General features: G+C 69.2%; 14 protein-coding genes. 6 read left to right on the top strand and 8 right to left on the bottom strand.

Annotated elements, in window-relative coordinates; all coding sequences use genetic code 11:
- The first annotated feature begins 47 nt into the window (after positions 1 to 47).
- Positions 48 to 3692 carry an efflux RND transporter permease subunit gene (locus AAG688_RS09680; protein WP_411834978.1) on the top strand — a complete coding sequence of 1215 codons (3645 nt, stop codon included), beginning with the start codon at positions 48 to 50 and terminating at the stop codon, positions 3690 to 3692.
- Positions 3689 to 6793, top strand: a complete 3105-nt coding sequence (locus tag AAG688_RS09675; RefSeq protein ID WP_411832059.1) for an efflux RND transporter permease subunit — start codon at positions 3689 to 3691, stop codon at positions 6791 to 6793. The genes AAG688_RS09680 and AAG688_RS09675 overlap by 4 nt, the downstream gene beginning before the upstream one ends.
- A gap of 243 nt (positions 6794 to 7036) precedes the next feature.
- Here the strand turns inward: AAG688_RS09675 and AAG688_RS09670 are convergent, their stop codons facing one another.
- From AAG688_RS09670 to ykgO, 8 genes are all read right to left on the bottom strand, one after another.
- Positions 7037 to 8281, bottom strand: coding sequence for a TraB/GumN family protein (locus AAG688_RS09670; protein WP_411832057.1), 1245 nt, complete (start codon positions 8279 to 8281; stop codon positions 7037 to 7039).
- 4 nt (positions 8282 to 8285) lie between these two features.
- Positions 8286 to 8816: an N-acetyltransferase family protein gene (locus tag AAG688_RS09665; protein ID WP_411832056.1), complete on the bottom strand. Its 531-nt coding sequence runs from the start codon at positions 8814 to 8816 to the stop codon at positions 8286 to 8288.
- 10 nt (positions 8817 to 8826) lie between these two features.
- Complete coding sequence (locus tag AAG688_RS09660; RefSeq protein ID WP_411832055.1) at positions 8827 to 9711, bottom strand: carbon-nitrogen hydrolase; 885 nt, start codon at positions 9709 to 9711, stop codon at positions 8827 to 8829.
- Between the two features lie 81 nt (positions 9712 to 9792).
- On the bottom strand, positions 9793 to 11124 hold the full coding sequence (locus AAG688_RS09655) for an NTP/NDP exchange transporter (protein ID WP_411832054.1): 1332 nt from the start codon (positions 11122 to 11124) through the stop codon (positions 9793 to 9795).
- A 3-nt stretch (positions 11125 to 11127) separates the two neighbouring features.
- Complete coding sequence (locus AAG688_RS09650; RefSeq protein WP_411832053.1) at positions 11128 to 12051, bottom strand: aldo/keto reductase; 924 nt, start codon at positions 12049 to 12051, stop codon at positions 11128 to 11130.
- A gap of 123 nt (positions 12052 to 12174) precedes the next feature.
- Positions 12175 to 13212, bottom strand: coding sequence for an agmatine/peptidylarginine deiminase (locus AAG688_RS09645; RefSeq protein ID WP_411832052.1), 1038 nt, complete (start codon positions 13210 to 13212; stop codon positions 12175 to 12177).
- A gap of 4 nt (positions 13213 to 13216) precedes the next feature.
- On the bottom strand, positions 13217 to 13546 hold the full coding sequence (locus AAG688_RS09640; RefSeq protein WP_411832051.1) for a hypothetical protein: 330 nt from the start codon (positions 13544 to 13546) through the stop codon (positions 13217 to 13219).
- Positions 13547 to 13759: 213 nt separating this feature from the next.
- Entirely contained in the window at positions 13760 to 13885 is a 126-nt protein-coding gene (gene ykgO, locus AAG688_RS09635) for a type B 50S ribosomal protein L36 (protein ID WP_010342887.1), read from the bottom strand.
- 158 nt (positions 13886 to 14043) lie between these two features.
- Between ykgO and cmk the strand changes: the two genes are divergently transcribed.
- From cmk to AAG688_RS09615, 4 genes are all read left to right on the top strand, one after another.
- Positions 14044 to 14715, top strand: a complete 672-nt coding sequence (gene cmk / locus AAG688_RS09630; RefSeq protein ID WP_411832050.1) for a (d)CMP kinase — start codon at positions 14044 to 14046, stop codon at positions 14713 to 14715.
- A 236-nt stretch (positions 14716 to 14951) separates the two neighbouring features.
- Positions 14952 to 16643: a 30S ribosomal protein S1 gene (gene rpsA / locus AAG688_RS09625; RefSeq protein WP_411832049.1), complete on the top strand. Its 1692-nt coding sequence runs from the start codon at positions 14952 to 14954 to the stop codon at positions 16641 to 16643.
- A gap of 84 nt (positions 16644 to 16727) precedes the next feature.
- The gene (locus AAG688_RS09620) at positions 16728 to 17033 is read left to right on the top strand and encodes an integration host factor subunit beta (protein ID WP_411832048.1); all 306 of its coding nucleotides are present in this window, start codon (positions 16728 to 16730) and stop codon (positions 17031 to 17033) included.
- 70 nt (positions 17034 to 17103) lie between these two features.
- Entirely contained in the window at positions 17104 to 17400 is a 297-nt protein-coding gene (locus AAG688_RS09615) for a lipopolysaccharide assembly protein LapA domain-containing protein (protein WP_411832047.1), read from the top strand.
- The last annotated feature ends 2 nt before the right edge of the window (positions 17401 to 17402 follow it).

Raw genomic sequence — 17402 nt, 5'->3', positions numbered from 1 at the left:
GTGGCGGGCTGGTGGAATTCGCCGTCCGCCGCCGGGTGACGGTGGCGATGTTCACCATCACCCTGGTGCTGTTCGGCTTCCTCGCACTGGGCAACCTCAAGGTCAACCTGCTGCCGGATCTCAGCTACCCGACGCTGACCGTGCGCACCGAGTACACCGGCGCGGCCCCGGCCGAGATCGAGACGCTGATCACCGAGCCGGTGGAGGAAGCCGTCGGCGTGGCCAAGGGCCTGCGCAAGCTCAAGTCGGTCTCGCGCACCGGCCAGAGCGACGTGGTGCTGGAGTTCGCCTGGGGCACCGACATGGACCAGGCCAGCCTGGAGGTGCGCGACAAGATGGAGTCGCTGCGGCTGCCGCTGGAGGCCGAGCCGCCGGTGCTGCTGCGCTTCAATCCCTCCACCGAGCCGGTCATGCGCCTGGCGCTGTCGGCCAAGGGCGAATCGGCCGATGAGGCCGATGCGGTCCGCCTGCTCACCGAACTGCGCCGCTACGCCGACGACGATCTGAAGAAGAAGCTGGAGCCGGTGGCCGGCGTGGCCGCGGTCAAGGTCGGCGGTGGCCTGGAGGACGAGATCCAGGTCGACATCGACCAGCAGCGGCTGGCGCAGCTCAACCTGCCCATCGACACCATCATCAACCGCCTCAAGCAGGAGAACATCAACCTGTCCGGCGGCCGCCTGGAGCAGGGCTCGCAGCGCTTCCTGGTGCGCACGGTCAACCAGTTCGCCGCGCTGGAGGAGATCCGCAACATGCTGGTCACCACCCAGGGCGCCGGCGGCGGCGAGGCCGAGGCGGCCGCGCGGCAGATGGCGGCGATCGCCGCCTCGACCGGATCGGCCGCGGCGATGGCCGCCGCCGCCTCGGTGCAGAACGCGTCGTCGGGTTCCTCGAGCGCGGTGGCCGGCGGCATGCCGGTGCGGCTGAAGGACGTGGCCGACGTGCGCCAGGGCTTCAAGGAGCGCGAGGCGATCATCCGCGTGGCCGGCAAGGAAGCGGTGGAACTGGCCATCTACAAGGAGGGCGACGCCAACACCGTGGCCACCGCCGACGCGGTGCAGGCGCGGCTGGAACAGATCCGCGCGCAGTTCCCCGCCGACATGGAACTGACCGTCATCGAGGACCAGGCCAAGTTCATCCGCAGCGCCATCTCCGACGTCAAGTTCGACGCGATGATCGGCGGCAGCCTGGCGATCCTGGTGATCTTCCTGTTCCTGCGCAGCGGCTGGAGCACCCTGGTGGTGGGCCTGTCGCTGCCGGTGTCGATCGTCACCACGTTCTTCTTCATGGACCAGTTGGGCCTGAGCCTGAACGTGATGTCGCTCGGCGGCCTGGCGCTGGCCACCGGCCTGGTGGTGGACGATTCGATCGTGGTGCTGGAAAGCATCGCCAAGGCGCGCGAGCGCGGGCTGGGCGTGATCCAGGCGGCGATCGAGGGCACCCGCGAGGTCAGCATGGCGGTGGTCGCCTCTACCCTGACCACCATCGCGGTATTCCTGCCGCTGGTGTTCGTCGAGGGCGTGGCCGGCCAGCTGTTCCGCGACCAGGCGCTGACCATCGCCATCGCCATCGGCGTGTCGCTGCTGGTGGCCATGACCCTGATCCCGATGCTGTCGGCCTGGAAGGGACGCGCGCCGCTCGGCTTCCCGGAGGAACCGGCGCATCCGCGCGGGCCGCTGACCGACAAGGGCGTGGTGGCGATCCACGACATGCTGCGCCTGCCGCTGCGCTGGCCGCTGCCGCGCGCATTGGCCTGGCTGCTGTGCGTCGTGCTGTCGCCGCTGACCTTCCTGGCCGGCTGCCTCAAGGCGCTCTACGTCTCCCGGCACGGCCTGTTCTGGTGGCCGCTGCTGTCGCCGCGCTGGCCGCGCGCCGTCGCCATCGTAGTCTGGCTGTTGCTGGTGCCGCTGCGCGTGCTGATCCTGCCGGTGTGGATCGTGGTGATGCTGCTGGTGACCTGCACCGGGCCGCTGCTGTTCGGCCTGAGCTGGCTGGCGGTGCGGATCTGGCGGTTGCTGAATCGGGTGGTGTCGCCGGTCATGGGCTGGCTCAGCGACCGGGCGATGGCGCCGTACGCGCGCGCCGAGCGCGGCTACCTGGCGCTGCTGCCGGCGGCGCTGCAAAGCCCGGGGCGGGTGCTGACCTTCGCCGGCGTGGCGTTCGCGCTGTCGCTGGCGGTGATCCCGTTCCTCGGCACCGATCTGATCCCGCAGCTGGCGCAGGACCGCTTCGAGATGACGGTCAAGCTGCCGCCCGGCACGCCGCTGCGCGACACCGACAGGCTGGTGCGCGACCTGCAAGCCAGGCATGCCGGCGACGCCGGGGTGGAATCGCTGTACGGCGTCAGCGGCAGCGGCACCCGCCTGGACGCCAACCCGACCGAGAGCGGCGAGAATATCGCCAAGCTGACGGTGGTGATGGAAGGCGGCGGCAGCCGCGCGTTCGAGATGGAGCAGAGCGACCGCATGCGCGCGAGCATGGCGCAGCATCCGGGCGCGCAGGTGGATTTCAGCCGGCCGCAGCTGTTCAGCTTCTCCACGCCGCTGGAAATCGAACTGCGCGGGCAGGACCTGGACAGCCTGCAGCGCGCCGGACAGAAGCTGGCCGGCCTGCTGCGCGACAACGCCCACTACACCGACGTCAAGTCGACGGTGGAGCAGGGCTTCCCCGAGATCCAGATCCGCTTCGACCAGGAACGCGCCGGCGCGCTCGGCCTGAGCACCCGCCAGATCGCCGACGCGGTGGTCAAGAAGGTGCGCGGCGAGGTCGCCACCCGCTACAACTTCCGCGACCGCAAGATCGACGTGCTGGTGCGCGCGCAGGAATCGGATCGCGCCTCGGTCGAGAGCATCCGCCAGCTGATCGTCAATCCCGGCAGCGGCCGCGCGGTGCGGCTGGGCTCGGTGGCCGACGTGGTCGCCACCATCGGCCCCAGCGAGATCCACCGCGCCGACCAGATGCGCGTGGCGGTGGTGTCGGCCAACCTGCGCGGCATCGACCTGGGCTCGGCGATGGAGGAGGTGCAGGCGATGGTGGCCGCCGATCCGCTCGGCGCCGGCGTCGGCATGCACATCGGCGGGCAGGGCGAGGAACTGGCCGAGTCGGTGCGCTCGCTGCTGTTCGCCTTCGGCCTGGCGATCTTCCTGGTCTACCTGGTGATGGCCTCGCAGTTCGAATCGCTGCTGCACCCGTTCGTGATCCTGTTCACCATCCCGCTGGCGATGGTCGGCGCGGTGCTGGCACTGCTTCTGACCGGCAACTCGATCTCGGTGGTGGTGTTCATCGGCCTGATATTGATGGTGGGCCTGGTGACCAAGAACGCGATCATCCTGATCGACAAGGTCAACCAGCTGCGCGAGGCCGGCGTGGCCAAGCGCGAGGCGCTGGTGGAGGGCGCGCGCTCGCGCCTGCGCCCGATCATCATGACCACGCTGAGCACGCTGTTCGGCTTCCTGCCGCTGGCGATCGCGATGGGCGACGGCGCCGAGGTGCGTTCGCCGATGGCGATCACCGTCATCGGCGGCCTGCTGGTGTCGACCCTGCTGACCCTGTTCGTGATCCCGGTGGTGTACGACCTGATGGATCGCCGCGCCGACGCCCACTACCGCGAGCGTGGCCTGCGCGCCCGCGCCGACGAGGCCGGCGGCGGACTGGATGGCGAGCTGCCGGGCGCCGACGGACTGGAGCGCGCATGAACGTTTCCGAGTTCAGCATCAAGCGGCCGATCACCACGATCATGTGCTTCGTGTCGCTGGTGGCGATCGGCCTGATCGCCTCGGTGCGGCTGCCGCTGGAAGCGCTGCCGGACGTGTCGGCGCCCTTCATGTTCGTGCAGCTGCCGTATGCCGGCTCCACGCCCGAGGAAGTCGAGCGCACCGTGGTGCGCCCGGCCGAGGAAGCGCTGGCGACGATGAGCGGCATCAAGCGCATGCGCAGCAACGCGCGCGCCGACGGCGGCGGGGTGTTCCTGGAGTTCTCCGACTGGGATCGCGACATCTCCATCGCCGCCTCCGAGGCGCGCGAGCGGCTGGACGCGATCCGCGACGAGCTGCCCGACGATTTCCAGCGCTACTACGTGTTCAAGTGGTCCACCAGCGACGAAGCCGTGCTGCGCGTGCGGCTGGCCGCCGACATGGACCTGACCGGCGCCTACGAGCTGATCGACCGCGAGATGAAGCGGCGGCTGGAGCGCATCCCCGGCGTGGCGCGGGTGGAGATCAGCGGCGCGCCGCCGAACGAGGTCGAGATCGCCATCGATCCCAGCCGCCTGACCGCGCACGACCTGAGCCTCAACGAGCTGTCGCGCAAGCTCCAGGAAGTCAATTTCTCCGTCTCCGCCGGCCAGATCGAGGACGCCGGCCAGCGCCTGCGCCTGCAGCCGGTCGGCGAGCTGACCGACTTGCAGGAACTGCGCGACCTGGTGCTCAACGCCAGCGGCCTGCGCCTGGGCGACATCGCCGACGTGCGCCTGAAGCCGATGCGCATGGATTACGGCCGCCGCCTGGACGGGCGCACCGCGGTGGGCCTGGACATCTTCAAGGAGCGCAACGCCAACCTGGTGGAGGTCTCGCGCAACGTGCTGGCGGAGGTGGAGGCCATCCGCAGCCAGCCCGGCCTGGACGACATCGACCTGAAGGTCATCCAGAACATGGGCAAGGAGGTCACCGACTCGCTGACCGAGCTGGCCGAGGCCGGCGCGATCGGCCTGGTGCTGTCGATCGCGGTGCTGTTCTTCTTCCTGCGCCACTGGCCGTCGACGCTGATGGTCACCCTGGCCATCCCGATCTGCTTCGTGGTCACGCTGGGCTTCATGCACTTCGCCGGCGTCACCCTCAACGTGCTGACCCTGATGGGCCTGCTGCTGGCGGTGGGCATGCTGGTGGACAACGCGGTGGTGGTGGTGGAGAGCATCTACCAGGAACGCGAGCGCATGCCCGACCAGCCGCGGCTGGCGTCGATCCTGGGCACGCGCAACGTCGCCATCGCGCTGTCGGCCGGCACGCTGTCGCACTGCATCGTGTTCCTGCCCAACCTGCTGGGCGAGACCAACAACATCAGCATCTTCATGGCGCAGCTGGCGATCACCATCACGGTGTCGCTGCTGGCGTCCTGGCTGGTGGCGGTGAGCCTGATCCCGATGCTGTCGGCGCGGATGAAGACGCCTGCGGCGGTGCACAACCCCAAGGGCCTGATCCCGCGCCTGCAGCGCCGCTACGCCGGCGTGCTGCGCTGGACCCTGGAGCACCGCGGCTGGAGCGTGCTGGGCATCGTGATGATCGTGCTGCTGAGCATCGTGCCGATGGTGAAGACCAAGACCGATTTCTTCGGCGGCGGCGACAGCAAGGAAATCCAGATCTACTACCAGTGGAAGGGCGGCTACACCCGCGACCAGATGCTCCAGGAGGTGGTCCGCGTCGAAGACTACCTCAACGCCAACCGCGAGCGCTTCGACATTAGCCAGGTCTACACCTGGTACAGCGAGCAGGGCGACGCGGCGACGATGGTGACCTTCGCCGATTCGGTCAAGGACAGCAAGCCGCTCAGCGACGTCATCAGCAAGGAACTGCCCAAGTCGGCGCGCGCCACGCTCGGCGTGCGCGGATCCGGCGGGCAGGGCGGTGGCGGCGGAAGCCCCGGGCAGAACGTGCAGGTGCAGCTGGTCGGCGATTCGACCCAGTTGCTGTACGAGCTGGCACAGGACGTCATCCCGATGCTGGCGCGGCGCACGGAGCTGCGCGACGTGCGCCTGGAGGGCGGCGACCGCAACACCGAGCTGAACGTGCGGGTGGATCGCGAGCGCGCGGCGGCCTACGGCTTCAGCGCCGAGGAGGTGTCCAGCTTCATCGGCCTGGCCCTGCGCGGCGCGCAGCTGCGCGAGTTCCGCCGCGGCCAGACCGAGGTGCCGGTGTGGGTGCGCTTCGAGGGCGCGCAGAGCTACGGCGTCAGCGACGTGGCCGGCTTCATGGTGCGCGCGTCCGACGGCCGCACGGTGCCGCTGCAGAGCATGGTCAGCATCGACGTGCTGCCGGCGGCCAACCAGATCAGCCGCTACAACCGCCAGACGATGGTGACCCTGCAGGCCAACCTGACCGACGGCACCACCATGCCGGACGCGCGCAAGGCGCTGGAGGACACCCTGAAGGCGGTGCAGTTCCCGCCGGGCTACGGCTACACCTTCGACGGCTCCGGCTTCCAGGACGACGCCGAGGGCATGAAGCAGATGCTGTTCAACCTGCTGCTGGCGCTGGTGATGATCTACGTGCTGATGGCGGCGGTGTTCGAATCGCTGCTGTTCCCCTCGGCGATCATGAGCTGCGTGCTGTTCTCGGTGTTCGGCGTGTACTGGCTGTTCTGGCTCACCGGCACGCCGTTCACGGTGATGGCCTTCATCGGCATCCTGGTGCTGATGGGCGTGGTGGTGAACAACGGCATCATCATGGTCGAGCACATCAACAACCTGCGCCGCAAGGGCCTGTCGCGCACCGACGCATTGGTGGAAGGCAGCCGCGAGCGCCTGCGCCCGATCATGATGACGATGGGCACGGCGATCCTGGCGATGGTGCCGATCTCGCTGAGCGACACCGTGGTGCTGGGCGGACTGGAATACTCGCCGATGGCGCGCGCGGTCGCCGGCGGGCTGGCGTTTTCCACCGTGGTCAGCCTGCTGTTCCTGCCGACCATCTACGCCATCCTGGACGACCTGCGCAACGACACCGTGCGGATGCTCCGGCGCGCCCGCCAGCGCAAGGGCGGCAATGCCGCCGCCGCCGCGATCACGGCGATCCATACCGAGTGATGCGAAACGAAAGCGCCGGGCAGTGCCCGGCGCTCTTTCAGCCTGTAGAGCGGAGCTTGCTCCGCTCCCCGGCGCATCCGCCGAGCAAGCCCGGTGCTAAAACCCTCGCAAGGGCGCGGGCCTTGCGATCCACTTGCAACGACATGGCCGCACTCGTTCTCGCCTGTAGAGCGGAGCTTGCTCCGCTCCCCGGCGAACCGTCCGCCGGGCGGGCCCGGCGCCACGGCCGAGGAAGAACCTTGTTCAGCCGATCAGCTTGCCCAGCATCCGCAACCCGCCGGTCCACACGCCGATGGCCGTGCCCAGGCTGGTCAGGAAGAAGTTGAGCAGGATCCGCGCCACCCGATTCTTCCACCAGCCGCGCACGTGTTGCACGTCGTCGCGCAGGGCCATGAAGTCGGCGTAGGTCGGCTTGCGCAGGTTGGCCTCGACCAGCGCGCTGACCGTGCCCGACGCCAGCGCCGGGTGCAGCGGCGTCAGCGGCGAGGAGATGAAGGCGGCGAGGATGCTTAAGGGATGGCCGCCGGCGACCGCGCAGCCGATTGCGCCGAGCACGCCGGTCGCCAGCACCCACTGCACGATCAGGTCCGAGCCGACGTCGACGCCGCCCTGCCAGAAGCCCCAGGCGAAACCGCCCAGCACGAACACGCACAGCGCGATGGTGAACCAGGGGATGCCGCTCTTCCGCCTGACCTGCTGCAACTGCGCCAGCGCCTCGGCCGGCGGGTCGGTGTCGTTGGCCAGGTGGGTGGCCAGGCCGTGCAGGTGGCCGGCGCCGACCACCGCCAGCACGCGGTAGGGCGCGTCGTCGCGGACGTCGGGCCTGTCGCGCGCGACCTCGCGCAGGCGCGTGGCCATGTAGCGGTCACGCTCGGCGATGATGGTCTGGTACAGCGCCGGGCTGTCGCTGGCGAACTCGCCGAAGCTCGATTCCAGCAGGTCGCCCTGCTTGAGCTTCTCGATCTCCTCGTCGCCGACCTGCTCGTCGCCGAACATCGCCGCGCCGATGCCGGCGGTGACCTTGATGCGGCCCCACCAGCCCAGCCGCTGCATCGCCCGCTTGAAGGTCAGGCCGACCTCGCGGTCGATCAGGTGCAGCGGCAGCCCGCGCGCCCGGGCGTCCTGCGCGCCGGCCTTCAGCTCGGCCCCCGGCTCCACGCCCAGTTGCTCGGCCAGCCGGCGCTGGTAGGCGGCCAGCGCCAGGTTGGCGGCGAACAGGTGGGTCTTGCCCTCGCGCAGTACCTTGATGAGATCCAGCCGCGCCAGCGCGTCGGGATCGTTCAGCGCCTGCAGCCGGCCTTCGTCCAGTTCGATCGCCACCGCGTCGTAGTGGCCGCCGGCGATGGCGGCGCGCACCGCATCGACGCTGCTGCGCGAGACGTGCGCGGTGCCGAGCAGGGTGAAGCGCACGCCGTCGCGCTCGACCACGCGGTGCGGCTGGTTGGCCAGCGCGTCGTCGACGGGGATGGGGGAGATTTCGGAAGTCATCGCGTCATTCGTTCGGGGGAGGCGCGGCGTCGCCGTCGCCGAGGGAGCGCTGCATCTGCACGGTGTCCAGCCAGCGGCCATGCTTCCAGGCGATGCCGCGGAAGACGCCGACCATCCGGAAACCGAAACGCTCGTGCAGCCTGATCGAGGCGGTGTTGGCCGGTTCGCCGATCACCGCGATCATCTGCCGGTAGCCGCGTAGCGCGCATTCGTCGATCAGCCGCTGCAGCAGGGCCGCGCCGATGCCGCGGCCCTGCTGATCGGCGGCCACGTAGACCGAGTTCTCGACGGTGAAGCGGTAGCCGGCGCGCGCGCGATAGCCGCTGGCATAGGCATAGCCGGCGATGCGCCCGTCGCGCTCGGCGACCAGGTACGGATAGCCGGCGTCGAGCACGCCCCGCATCCGCCGCAGCATCTCGGCCTCGTCGGGCACGTCGTATTCGTAGGTGTTGACGAAGTCGCGCACTTCCGCCGCGTAGATCGCGGTGATGGCGGCCACGTCGTCCGGCGTGGCGTTGCGGAGCGTCGGATCCAAGCGGGGCGGCTCAGTCGATGTAGCGCTTGAGCAGGTCGCCGTAGGCGTCGATGCGGCGGTCGCGCAGGAACGGCCAGATCCGGCGCACGTCCTCGCTGCGCGCCAGGTCGATCTCGGCGCTGAGGATCTCCGCCTCGCCGCCGGCCTCGGCGACGAACTCGCCCTGCGGCCCGAGCACGTGGCTGTTGCCCCAGAAACGGATGCCGGAAGCGCCCAGCGGCGAGGGCTCGTGGCCGACGCGGTTGCACGACAGCACCGGCAGGCCGTTGGCGACCGCGTGGCCGCGGTGGCTGAGGATCCAGGCGTCGCGCTGGCGGTCCTTCTCGTCCTGCGCGTCGTCCGGATCCCAGCCGATGGCGGTGGGATAGAGCAGCAGTTCGGCGCCGGCCAGCGCCATCAGGCGCGCGGCTTCCGGATACCACTGGTCCCAGCACACCAGCACACCCAGGCGGCCGACCGAGGTGTCGATCGGGGTGAAGCCGATGTCGCCCGGGGTGAAGTAGAACTTCTCGTAGAAGCCCGGATCGTCGGGGATGTGCATCTTGCGGTACTTGCCGGCGATGCTGCCGTCCTTCTCGAACACCACCGCAGTGTTGTGGTACAGCCCGGCCGCGCGGCGCTCGAACAGCGAACTCACCAGCACCACGCCGTGTTTCTTGGCCAGGGGCCCGAGCCGCCCGGTGCTGGGACCGGGGATGGATTCGGCCAGGTCGAACTCGCATACCGCCTCGTGCTGGCAGAAGTACGGGCCGTTGTGCAGTTCCTGCAACAGCACCAGCCTGGCGCCGCGCGCGGCTGCCTCGGCCACGCGGGATTCGATGACCGACAGGTTGGCGTCGGCGTCGCCGTGGTTCTTTTCCTGGATCAGGGCAACGGGCAGGGTCTTGCGGGTCATCGTCGGCAATGCGTGCAGCGGGGAACGCGCATGTTAGCGCGGATGCCGCGCCGGCAGGTCTTTGCAAGGTGAACGCCGCGCTCAGCCCGGGGGAGCGGTAGCGGCCTCGCGGCGCCGCTGCGCGCGCCCCAGCGCCGCGCCGGAGCCGGCCCACACCAGCGCGATGCCGGCGCCGATGAACATCGCCAGCGCCGGATGCTCGCCCAGCAGGTCCAGCCCGCGCTTGACCCAGCCGCTGAGCGCGTCGCCGCCGCGATAGACCACCGTGTCGATGAAGTTCTTGGCCTTGTACTTCTGCTCGGCCGGCACGACCGTGTAGAGCATCTCGCGCCCGGGCCGCACCAGCGCGTATTCGCCGGCGCGGCGCACCACCATCACCACGACGAACACCGCGAACACCGGCGCCAGCGCCAGCCACAGGAAGCCGGCCGCCATCACCAGCGGCACCGCCACCAGCAGCACGCCCACGCCCAGCTTCTGCGCGATCCGCCCGGTGATGAACACCTGGGTCAGGATCGCCAGCGTCTGCACCACGGTGTCGATCAGGCCGAACACCTGGGTCTGCCGGCTGCGGTCGGGGAAATGCTCGGCGACCATCCGCGCCTGCTCGAAGTACAGGAAGGTGGTGACGCTGGTCAGCAGCACCACGAACAGCGCGATGCCGAACAGGTAGCGCGAGTGGAACACCGCGGTGGCGCCTGCGAACGGATTGCCGCCCAGCGCGCGCCGGCGCTGGCCCTCGTCGCCGGCACCGGCGCCGGCCGGCAGCGGATGGCGGTCGCGCCAGCGGTGCAGCCAGATCGCCGCCGCCGCGCTGGCGCCGATCAGCAGCGCCGACAGCCCCATCAGCCCGCCGTGGCCGATCGGCCCGACCAGCGCGGTGGTCAGCACCGGGCCGGTCAGCCCGCCCAGGCTGGCGCCGCCGGCGATCAGGGCGAACAGCCGCTTGGCCTCGCTGCTGACCAGCACGTCGGCCAGCACGCTCCAGGCCAGCGATATCATCAGCAGGTTGATCACCGACACCCAGATGTAGAACCCGCGCGCGATCCACAGGTTGTCCGGTCGCAGCGCCATGCCGGCGGCGAAGCCGAGCAGGCTCAGCACCACCAGCCCGAACACCCACGGCACCAGCCGCCGCCGCGACACCTTCGAGGCCAGCCAGCCGAATACCGGCAGCACCGCCAGCGTCGCCACGAAGGTGCCGGTGAACAGCCATTGCAAATTGTCCACGCCGCCGGTCACGCCCATCGTCTCGCGCACCGGCCGCAGCATGAAATAGCCGGTGAACAGCAGGAAGAACATCGCCAGCCCGGCCGCCACTGCCGGCGCCTCGTGCGACTGCACGTTGAACAGCGCGGACAGCCAGCGCAGCGGCGCCGGCGTCCGGCCGGCCGGGGAGGGCGCGCTCGCCATCGATCAGGCGAACATCGCGATCAGTTCCTGCTGCTGCGCGGCCGTCAGCAATGGCCCGCGGCCGGCCTTGAGCTGGTCGGCCTGGCGATCCGGCCGGCTGGTGGCCGGGATGACCGCGGTCACCGCCGGATGGCTGATGGCGAATTTCAGGAACAGCTGCGACCACGAGGTGACGCCGGCCTCGGCCGCCCAGCCGGGCAGGTCCTTGCCGGCGACCCGGGTGAACAGCTTGCCGTCGTCGAAGGCGCGGTTGATCAGCACCGCCACGCCCTGGTCGCGCGCCAGCGGCAGCACCGTGCGCGCGGCCTGCGGCGCGTTGACCGAGTAGTTGATCTGGATGAAGTCGAGCTTCTCGCTGCGCAGGATGTTCTCCAGCTCCGGCAGGCCGCTGGCGAGGAAGTGGGTGACGCCGACGTAGCGCGTCCTGCCCTGCTGCTGCAGTTCGCGCGCATACGGCAGCTGCCGCTTCCAGTCGCGCAGGTTGTGGACCTGCAGCAGCTCGACCTTGTCGGTGCGCAGCCGGCGCAGCGACTCGGCCCACTGCGCCTCGGCCGCCTCGCGGCTGTCGGCGGCGATCTTGGTGGCGATGAAGGCGCGCTCGCGCCAGCCGCCGTCGGCCAGCAGCGCGCCCAGCACGTCGTCGGCGTTGCGGTAGTTGGGCGAGGTGTCGAACACCTTGCCGCCACCGTCGAAGAAGACCTTGACCGTCTGCTTGAGCTGCTCGTAGTGGGGCGAGCCGATCTCGGTCTCGTAGCTGCCCGAGGTGCCGGCGCCGATCACCGGCAGCCGTTCGCCGCTGGAGGGGATGGCGCGGGTGAGCAGGGGACCGGTGGCCTCCTGGGCCCGCACCGGGACGCGGTGGGCCGCCAGGGCGATGCCGGCGGCGGCGAATGCGGAAGTGCTGAGGAACCTGCGTCGACTGTACATGGCGGTCTCCACGGAGGCGGCCGCTTTTTATGCGCGATTACGGCGGCGGGAATGTAAACAGAACGTTCAAGCGCGCCCCAACCAAAGTCATGCAGGCCGCGGCGTCCGCCGCCGGCGCCGGGTTCAACCCGGCGCGAGCAGGCCCGCGGGCAACTGCATGGTGATGCAGTGCAGGCTGCCGTTCTGCCAGATCAGCGGCCGGCAGGGCACCTGCACGATCTCGCGATCCGGGTAGGCCTGCGCCAGCACCGCCGCCGCGCGCGCGTCGGCCGGATCGCCATAGGCTGGCATCAGCACCGCGCCGTTGACGATCAGGTAGTTGGCGTAGGACGCCGCCAGCCGCCGGCCTTCGTCGAGGATCGGCCGCGCCCACGGCAGCGGGAACAGCCGGTACGGCTTGCCGTGCAGCGTGCGCAGCGCGGCCAGTTCGTCGGCCATCGCCCGCAGTTCGGCGTAGTGCGAATCCTGCGGATCGTCGCAGGCCTGGAACACGATGGCGTCGTCCGGCGCGAACCGCGCCAGCGTATCGATGTGGGCGTCGGTATCGTCGCCCTCCAGGTAACCGTGGTCCAGCCACAGCACCCGCTGCTGGCGCAGCCAGCCGGCCAGCTTCTCGGCCAGTTCGGCGCGCGGCGCGTCGGGATGGCGCTCCTGCAGGCAGCGCCAGGTGGTCAGCAGGGTGCCGGCGCCGTCGGTCTCGATGGCCCCGCCTTCCAGGGCGAAATCGATGCTCTGGACGAAGTAGTTGTGGAAGACGTTGAGCCCGGACAACTCGCCGACCAGCAGGTCGTCGCGGCCGGCCTCGTACTTGCCGCCCCAGCCGGTGAAGCGGAAGTCGAGCAGCTTGAAGCGCTGTCCGTCGCCCAGCGTGATCGGGCCGGAATCGCGCAGCCAGGTGTCGTCGTACTCGGCCGGCACGAAGCGCACCTTGCCCATGTCGATGCGCGCCGAGCGCAGGCGCGCCTCGGCGTAGGTCTGCAGGTCGTCGTCGGCCACGCAGATCACCACCGGCTGGAAGCGGGTGATGGCCGCCACCAGGGCGACGTAGGTCTCCTCGACCTCGCCCAGGCGCGGGCCCCAGTCGGTCTCGGCGTGCGGCCAGGCGAGCAGGATCGCGGACTGGGGTTCCCACTCCGCGGGAAAGCGCAAGGCGTCGCTCATGGGATCAACGAATCGGCGGCTTGGGGCCGATTTCCTGCGGACCGGCCTGGTTGGCGACCACGTCGATGACGCGGTTCTTCTCGAAATAGACGGTGAAGGCCGGGTAGACCCAGCGGTTGATCACCGGCCACTGGCGCTTCTGCCCGCCGCGCGGATCCAGCCGCTGCTGCGGCGCGCCGAAGCGCGCCTCGACCTCGGCGGCGGTCTGGCCGCGGAGCGGGACGGCCTGCGCGGGCTTTTCGGCGGCGCGGTCGATCAGCAGCGTGTCGGCGGAAGCGCTGCCGGCCACGGCGAGCAGGGCGATGAAAGGAAGGACGTAGGCACGACGGTTCATGGATGCGGTTCCCCCGATGGACGCGCCTTTATAGCAAAACGCGTGCAACAAAAAACCGCCGCGCCGCAAGTAATGTGCAGTAATGGGTGGGTTGGCGCGTCGCCACGCGACCGGGCAATGAATGGCCTGAAACAAAAAGCCGCCTTGCGGCGGCTTTTTGCTTTGCACCACGCGGGCCGGAGCTGGCGCCGCCCGTCGGGGTGTCCCGCAGCCTCAGCGCTGGCGGGCCTTGAAGCGCGGATTGGACTTGCAGATCACGAAGACCTTGCCGCGGCGGCGGACCACCTTGCAGTCGCGGTGACGGGCCTTCGCCGACTTCAGGGAGGACAGGACCTTCATGGGATAAACCTCGGCGTAAATGGGGTTGGGCGAAATCAAGCCCGCTATTCTAGCGGCAATTCCCCAGCCGCATCAAGTGGTTGCCTGCGACGGCCGGGCGCGGCGGCGGCCCGGCCGGGAACGGGCGGCATAATGGGGCAAATCCGAAGGAAGCCCCCATGCCCGAAAACGTCCCCGTCCTCACCATCGATGGTCCCTCCGGCGCCGGCAAGGGCACGGTCAGCCGCATCGTGGCCGGCCGGCTGGGCTGGCACTACCTGGACTCCGGCGCGCTCTACCGCGCGGTCGGGGTCGCCGCCAGCTGGGCCAACCTGGACGTCTCCGACGCCGCCGCGCTGGTGCGCTGCACCTTCGACACCCGGGTCCGCTTCGCCGACGACTCGGGCAAAGGGCTGCGCGTGCTGGTCAACGAGGTCGACGCCACCGAGGAACTGCGGCTGGAGACCACCGGCGCGGTGGCCTCGGCCATCGCCGCCTTCCCGGAGGTGCGCTCGGCGCTGAAGGAGCGCCAGCGAGCCTTCCGGCAGCCGCCGGGGCTGGTCGCCGACGGCCGCGACATGGGCACGGTCATCTTCCCGGACGCCCGGTTCAAGGTGTTCCTGACCGCCAGCGCCGAGGAGCGCGCCGACAGGCGGTATAAGCAGTTGAAAGACAAAGGGGTTTCGGTCACAATCGACGGTCTGCTACGCGAGATTCTCGCCCGTGACGCCCGCGATGCGCAGCGCACGGTGGCGCCGCTGCGGCCGGCCGACGACGCCGTCCTCATCGACACCACCGGGCTGGATATCGAACAGGTGGTCGAGCGCGTGCTGGCAATCGTGGCGCCGTAGCCGCAGCAACCGCTGCGGCTGCCCCGGCTTCCTTCCCTGGCAAGGGCAAGGCAGGAAGGGAAGGCGTCGCGGCGCCGGCCCGGCATCGAGCGAAGCAGGACAGGCCGTCCCGAGGCAATCGTGCCGAGGCGACGTTTTTCCATTCAACACACGGCACTCGCGTGCCAGAAAGGGTGGGCAGGGGGCGCGCCATCACGGCGTACACCTGTCCGTGTGTCCAACCGAGTAATCAACTAATGACCGAATCATTTGCAGAGCTGTTCGAACAGAGCCAGACCCATCTCGCCAAGCTGAAGCCCGGCGCGATCGTCGTTGGCACCGTCGTGGAAGTGCGCAACGACGTGGTGGTGATCAACGCGGGCCTGAAGTCCGAAGGCATCGTGCCGATCGAACAGTTCCGTAACGACGCAGGCGAGATCGACGTGGGCGTGGGCGACCAGGTGAAGGTCGCGCTCGACTCCATCGAGAACGGCTTCGGCGAAACCGTCCTCTCGCGCGAGAAGGCCAAGCGCGCGATGGTGTGGGACGAGCTCGAGGAAGCCCTCGAGAAGAACGAGACCATCACCGGCCGCATCAGCGGCAAGGTCAAGGGCGGCTTCACCGTCGACATCAAGGACGTCCGCGCGTTCCTGCCGGGCTCGCTGGTCGACGTGCGCCCGGTGCGCGACCCGGGCTACCTGGAAGGCAAGGAGCTGGAGTTCAAGCTCATCAAGCTGGATCGCAAGCGCAACAATGTCGTCGTCTCCCGCCGCGCGGTGGTCGAGAGCGAGCATTCGGAAGAGCGCGAGCAGCTGATGGACAAGCTGCAGGAAGGCGTGGTGCTGAAGGGCGTGGTCAAGAACCTCACCGACTACGGCGCGTTCGTCGACCTGGGCGGCATCGACGGCCTGCTGCACATCACCGACATGGCGTGGAAGCGCGTGCGCCATCCGTCCGAGGTGGTCGAGGTCGGCCAGGAGCTGGACGTGCGCGTGCTGAAGTACGACCGCGAGCGCAACCGCGTCTCGCTGGGCCTGAAGCAGCTGGGCGAGGATCCGTGGGACAACATCGCCCGCCGCTACCCGGCCAACAGCCGCGTGTTCGGCAAGGTCTCCAACGTCACCGACTACGGCGCGTTCGTCGAGATCGAGCCGGGCGTGGAAGGCCTGGTGCACGTGTCGGAAATGGACTGGACCAACAAGAACGTCAACCCGTCCAAGGTCGTGCAGGTCGGCGACGACGTCGAGGTGATGGTGCTGGACGTGGACGAAGAGCGTCGCCGCATCTCGCTGGGCATGAAGCAGGTCGCCGCCAACCCGTGGGAGACCTTCGCGGCCATCCACAAGAAGAACGACAAGGTGTCCGGCCAGATCAAGTCGATCACCGACTTCGGCATCTTCATCGGCCTGGACGGCGGCATCGACGGCCTGATCCACCTGTCGGACATCAGCTGGAACTCCACCGGCGAGGACCTGGCCCGCAACTTCAAGAAGGGCGACACCCTTGAAGCCGTGGTGCTGGCCGTCGATCCGGAACGCGAGCGCATCAGCCTGGGCGTCAAGCAGCTCGAGCAGGATCCGTTCGGCCAGTACATGGCCGCGCATCCGAAGGGCTCGAAGGTCGAAGGCACGGTCAAGGAAGTCGACGCCAAGGGCGCCGTCATCGAACTGGCCGACGGCATCGAAGGCTACGTTTCCGCCCGCGACATCAGCCACGAGCGCGTGGACGACGCCAGCCAGCACCTGAAGGTCGGCGACAAGGTCGAGGCCAAGTTCACCGGCATGGACCGCAAGGGGCGCACGCTGCAGCTGTCGATCAAGGCCAAGGACGAAGCCGAGACCGCCGAGGCGCTGGCCGAGTACAACAAGTCCGCCGCCGAAGCGGCCGCTGGCACCACCAGCCTGGGCGCGCTGCTGCGCGCGCAGCTGGACGGCGGCAAGTCCGAGTAAGCGCAAAGCAACAAGCCGTTCCCATCCGGCCCGGGGTGTCATCCCCGGGCCGGTCATGGGCATATCCGCCTGATGCCATAAGCGATGACCAAGTCCGAACTCATCGAAATCCTGGCCCGCCGCCAGCCGCACCTGAAGGCCGAAGACGTCGATCTGGCGGTCAAGGCGCTGCTGGAAATGATGGCGGGATCGCTGGCCCAGGGCGATCGGATCGAGATTCGCGGCTTCGGCAGCTTTTCCCTGCACTACCGTCCCCCGCGCGTGGGCCGCAACCCCAAGACCGGCGAGTCGGTCGCGTTGCCGGCCAAGCACGTGCCGCATTTCAAGCCCGGCAAGGAACTGCGCGAGCGCGTCAGCGCGGTCACGCCCATCGTCGAGAACGGCGAATGACGCCCCGCCGGCGCTGACCGCGCCGTGCCGTCTCGGCTAAGCTAGCGACACCGCCGCAAGGAGTCGCCCGATGAACGTGTTCCGCCTGCTCGTTGCCCTGGTCTTCCTTGCCGTCGGCCTGGTCATCGGCGTCCTCAACACCCAGCCGATACGGGTCAATTTCCTCTTCGCCGAATTCGCGACCTCCTCGGGCGCGGCGATCATCGTATCCCTGCTGGCGGGCGTCCTCATCGGCGGCCTGATTGTGCTGGCCACGCTGGTGCTGCCCCTGTACGCGCGACTGCGCAAGGCGGGCAAGGCCGCGGTCGCCGCCGATGCCGGCGCCGCCTCGCCGCTGCCGCCTTCGTCCACCGGCGCCGGGTTCTGATC

Origin of the sequence: Pseudoxanthomonas mexicana (assembly GCF_046736355.1) — a bacterium.
Lineage (GTDB): Bacteria > Pseudomonadota > Gammaproteobacteria > Xanthomonadales > Xanthomonadaceae > Pseudoxanthomonas_A > Pseudoxanthomonas_A mexicana_B.
Note: the sequence above shows the minus strand (reverse complement) of the source record. Positions and strands in the feature narration are given on the sequence as shown.

Bases quoted from the DNA above. Each gene is read 5' to 3' on its own strand.
- AAG688_RS09660 (WP_411832055.1), bottom strand. From the start codon at position 9,711: ATGACCCGCAAGACCCTGCCCGTTGCCCTGATCCAGGAAAAGAACCAC.
- AAG688_RS09680 (WP_411834978.1), top strand. From the start codon at position 48: ATGTTCACCATCACCCTGGTGCTGTTCGGCTTCCTCGCACTGGGCAAC.
- AAG688_RS09615 (WP_411832047.1), top strand. From the start codon at position 17,104: ATGAACGTGTTCCGCCTGCTCGTTGCCCTGGTCTTCCTTGCCGTCGGC.
- rpsA (WP_411832049.1), top strand. From the start codon at position 14,952: ATGACCGAATCATTTGCAGAGCTGTTCGAACAGAGCCAGACCCATCTC.
- AAG688_RS09645 (WP_411832052.1), bottom strand. From the start codon at position 13,212: ATGAGCGACGCCTTGCGCTTTCCCGCGGAGTGGGAACCCCAGTCCGCG.
- cmk (WP_411832050.1), top strand. From the start codon at position 14,044: ATGCCCGAAAACGTCCCCGTCCTCACCATCGATGGTCCCTCCGGCGCC.
- AAG688_RS09670 (WP_411832057.1), bottom strand. From the start codon at position 8,281: ATGACTTCCGAAATCTCCCCCATCCCCGTCGACGACGCGCTGGCCAAC.
- AAG688_RS09655 (WP_411832054.1), bottom strand. From the start codon at position 11,124: ATGGCGAGCGCGCCCTCCCCGGCCGGCCGGACGCCGGCGCCGCTGCGC.
- AAG688_RS09675 (WP_411832059.1), top strand. From the start codon at position 3,689: ATGAACGTTTCCGAGTTCAGCATCAAGCGGCCGATCACCACGATCATG.
- AAG688_RS09650 (WP_411832053.1), bottom strand. From the start codon at position 12,051: ATGTACAGTCGACGCAGGTTCCTCAGCACTTCCGCATTCGCCGCCGCC.
- AAG688_RS09620 (WP_411832048.1), top strand. From the start codon at position 16,728: ATGACCAAGTCCGAACTCATCGAAATCCTGGCCCGCCGCCAGCCGCAC.
- ykgO (WP_010342887.1), bottom strand. From the start codon at position 13,885: ATGAAGGTCCTGTCCTCCCTGAAGTCGGCGAAGGCCCGTCACCGCGAC.
- AAG688_RS09640 (WP_411832051.1), bottom strand. From the start codon at position 13,546: ATGAACCGTCGTGCCTACGTCCTTCCTTTCATCGCCCTGCTCGCCGTG.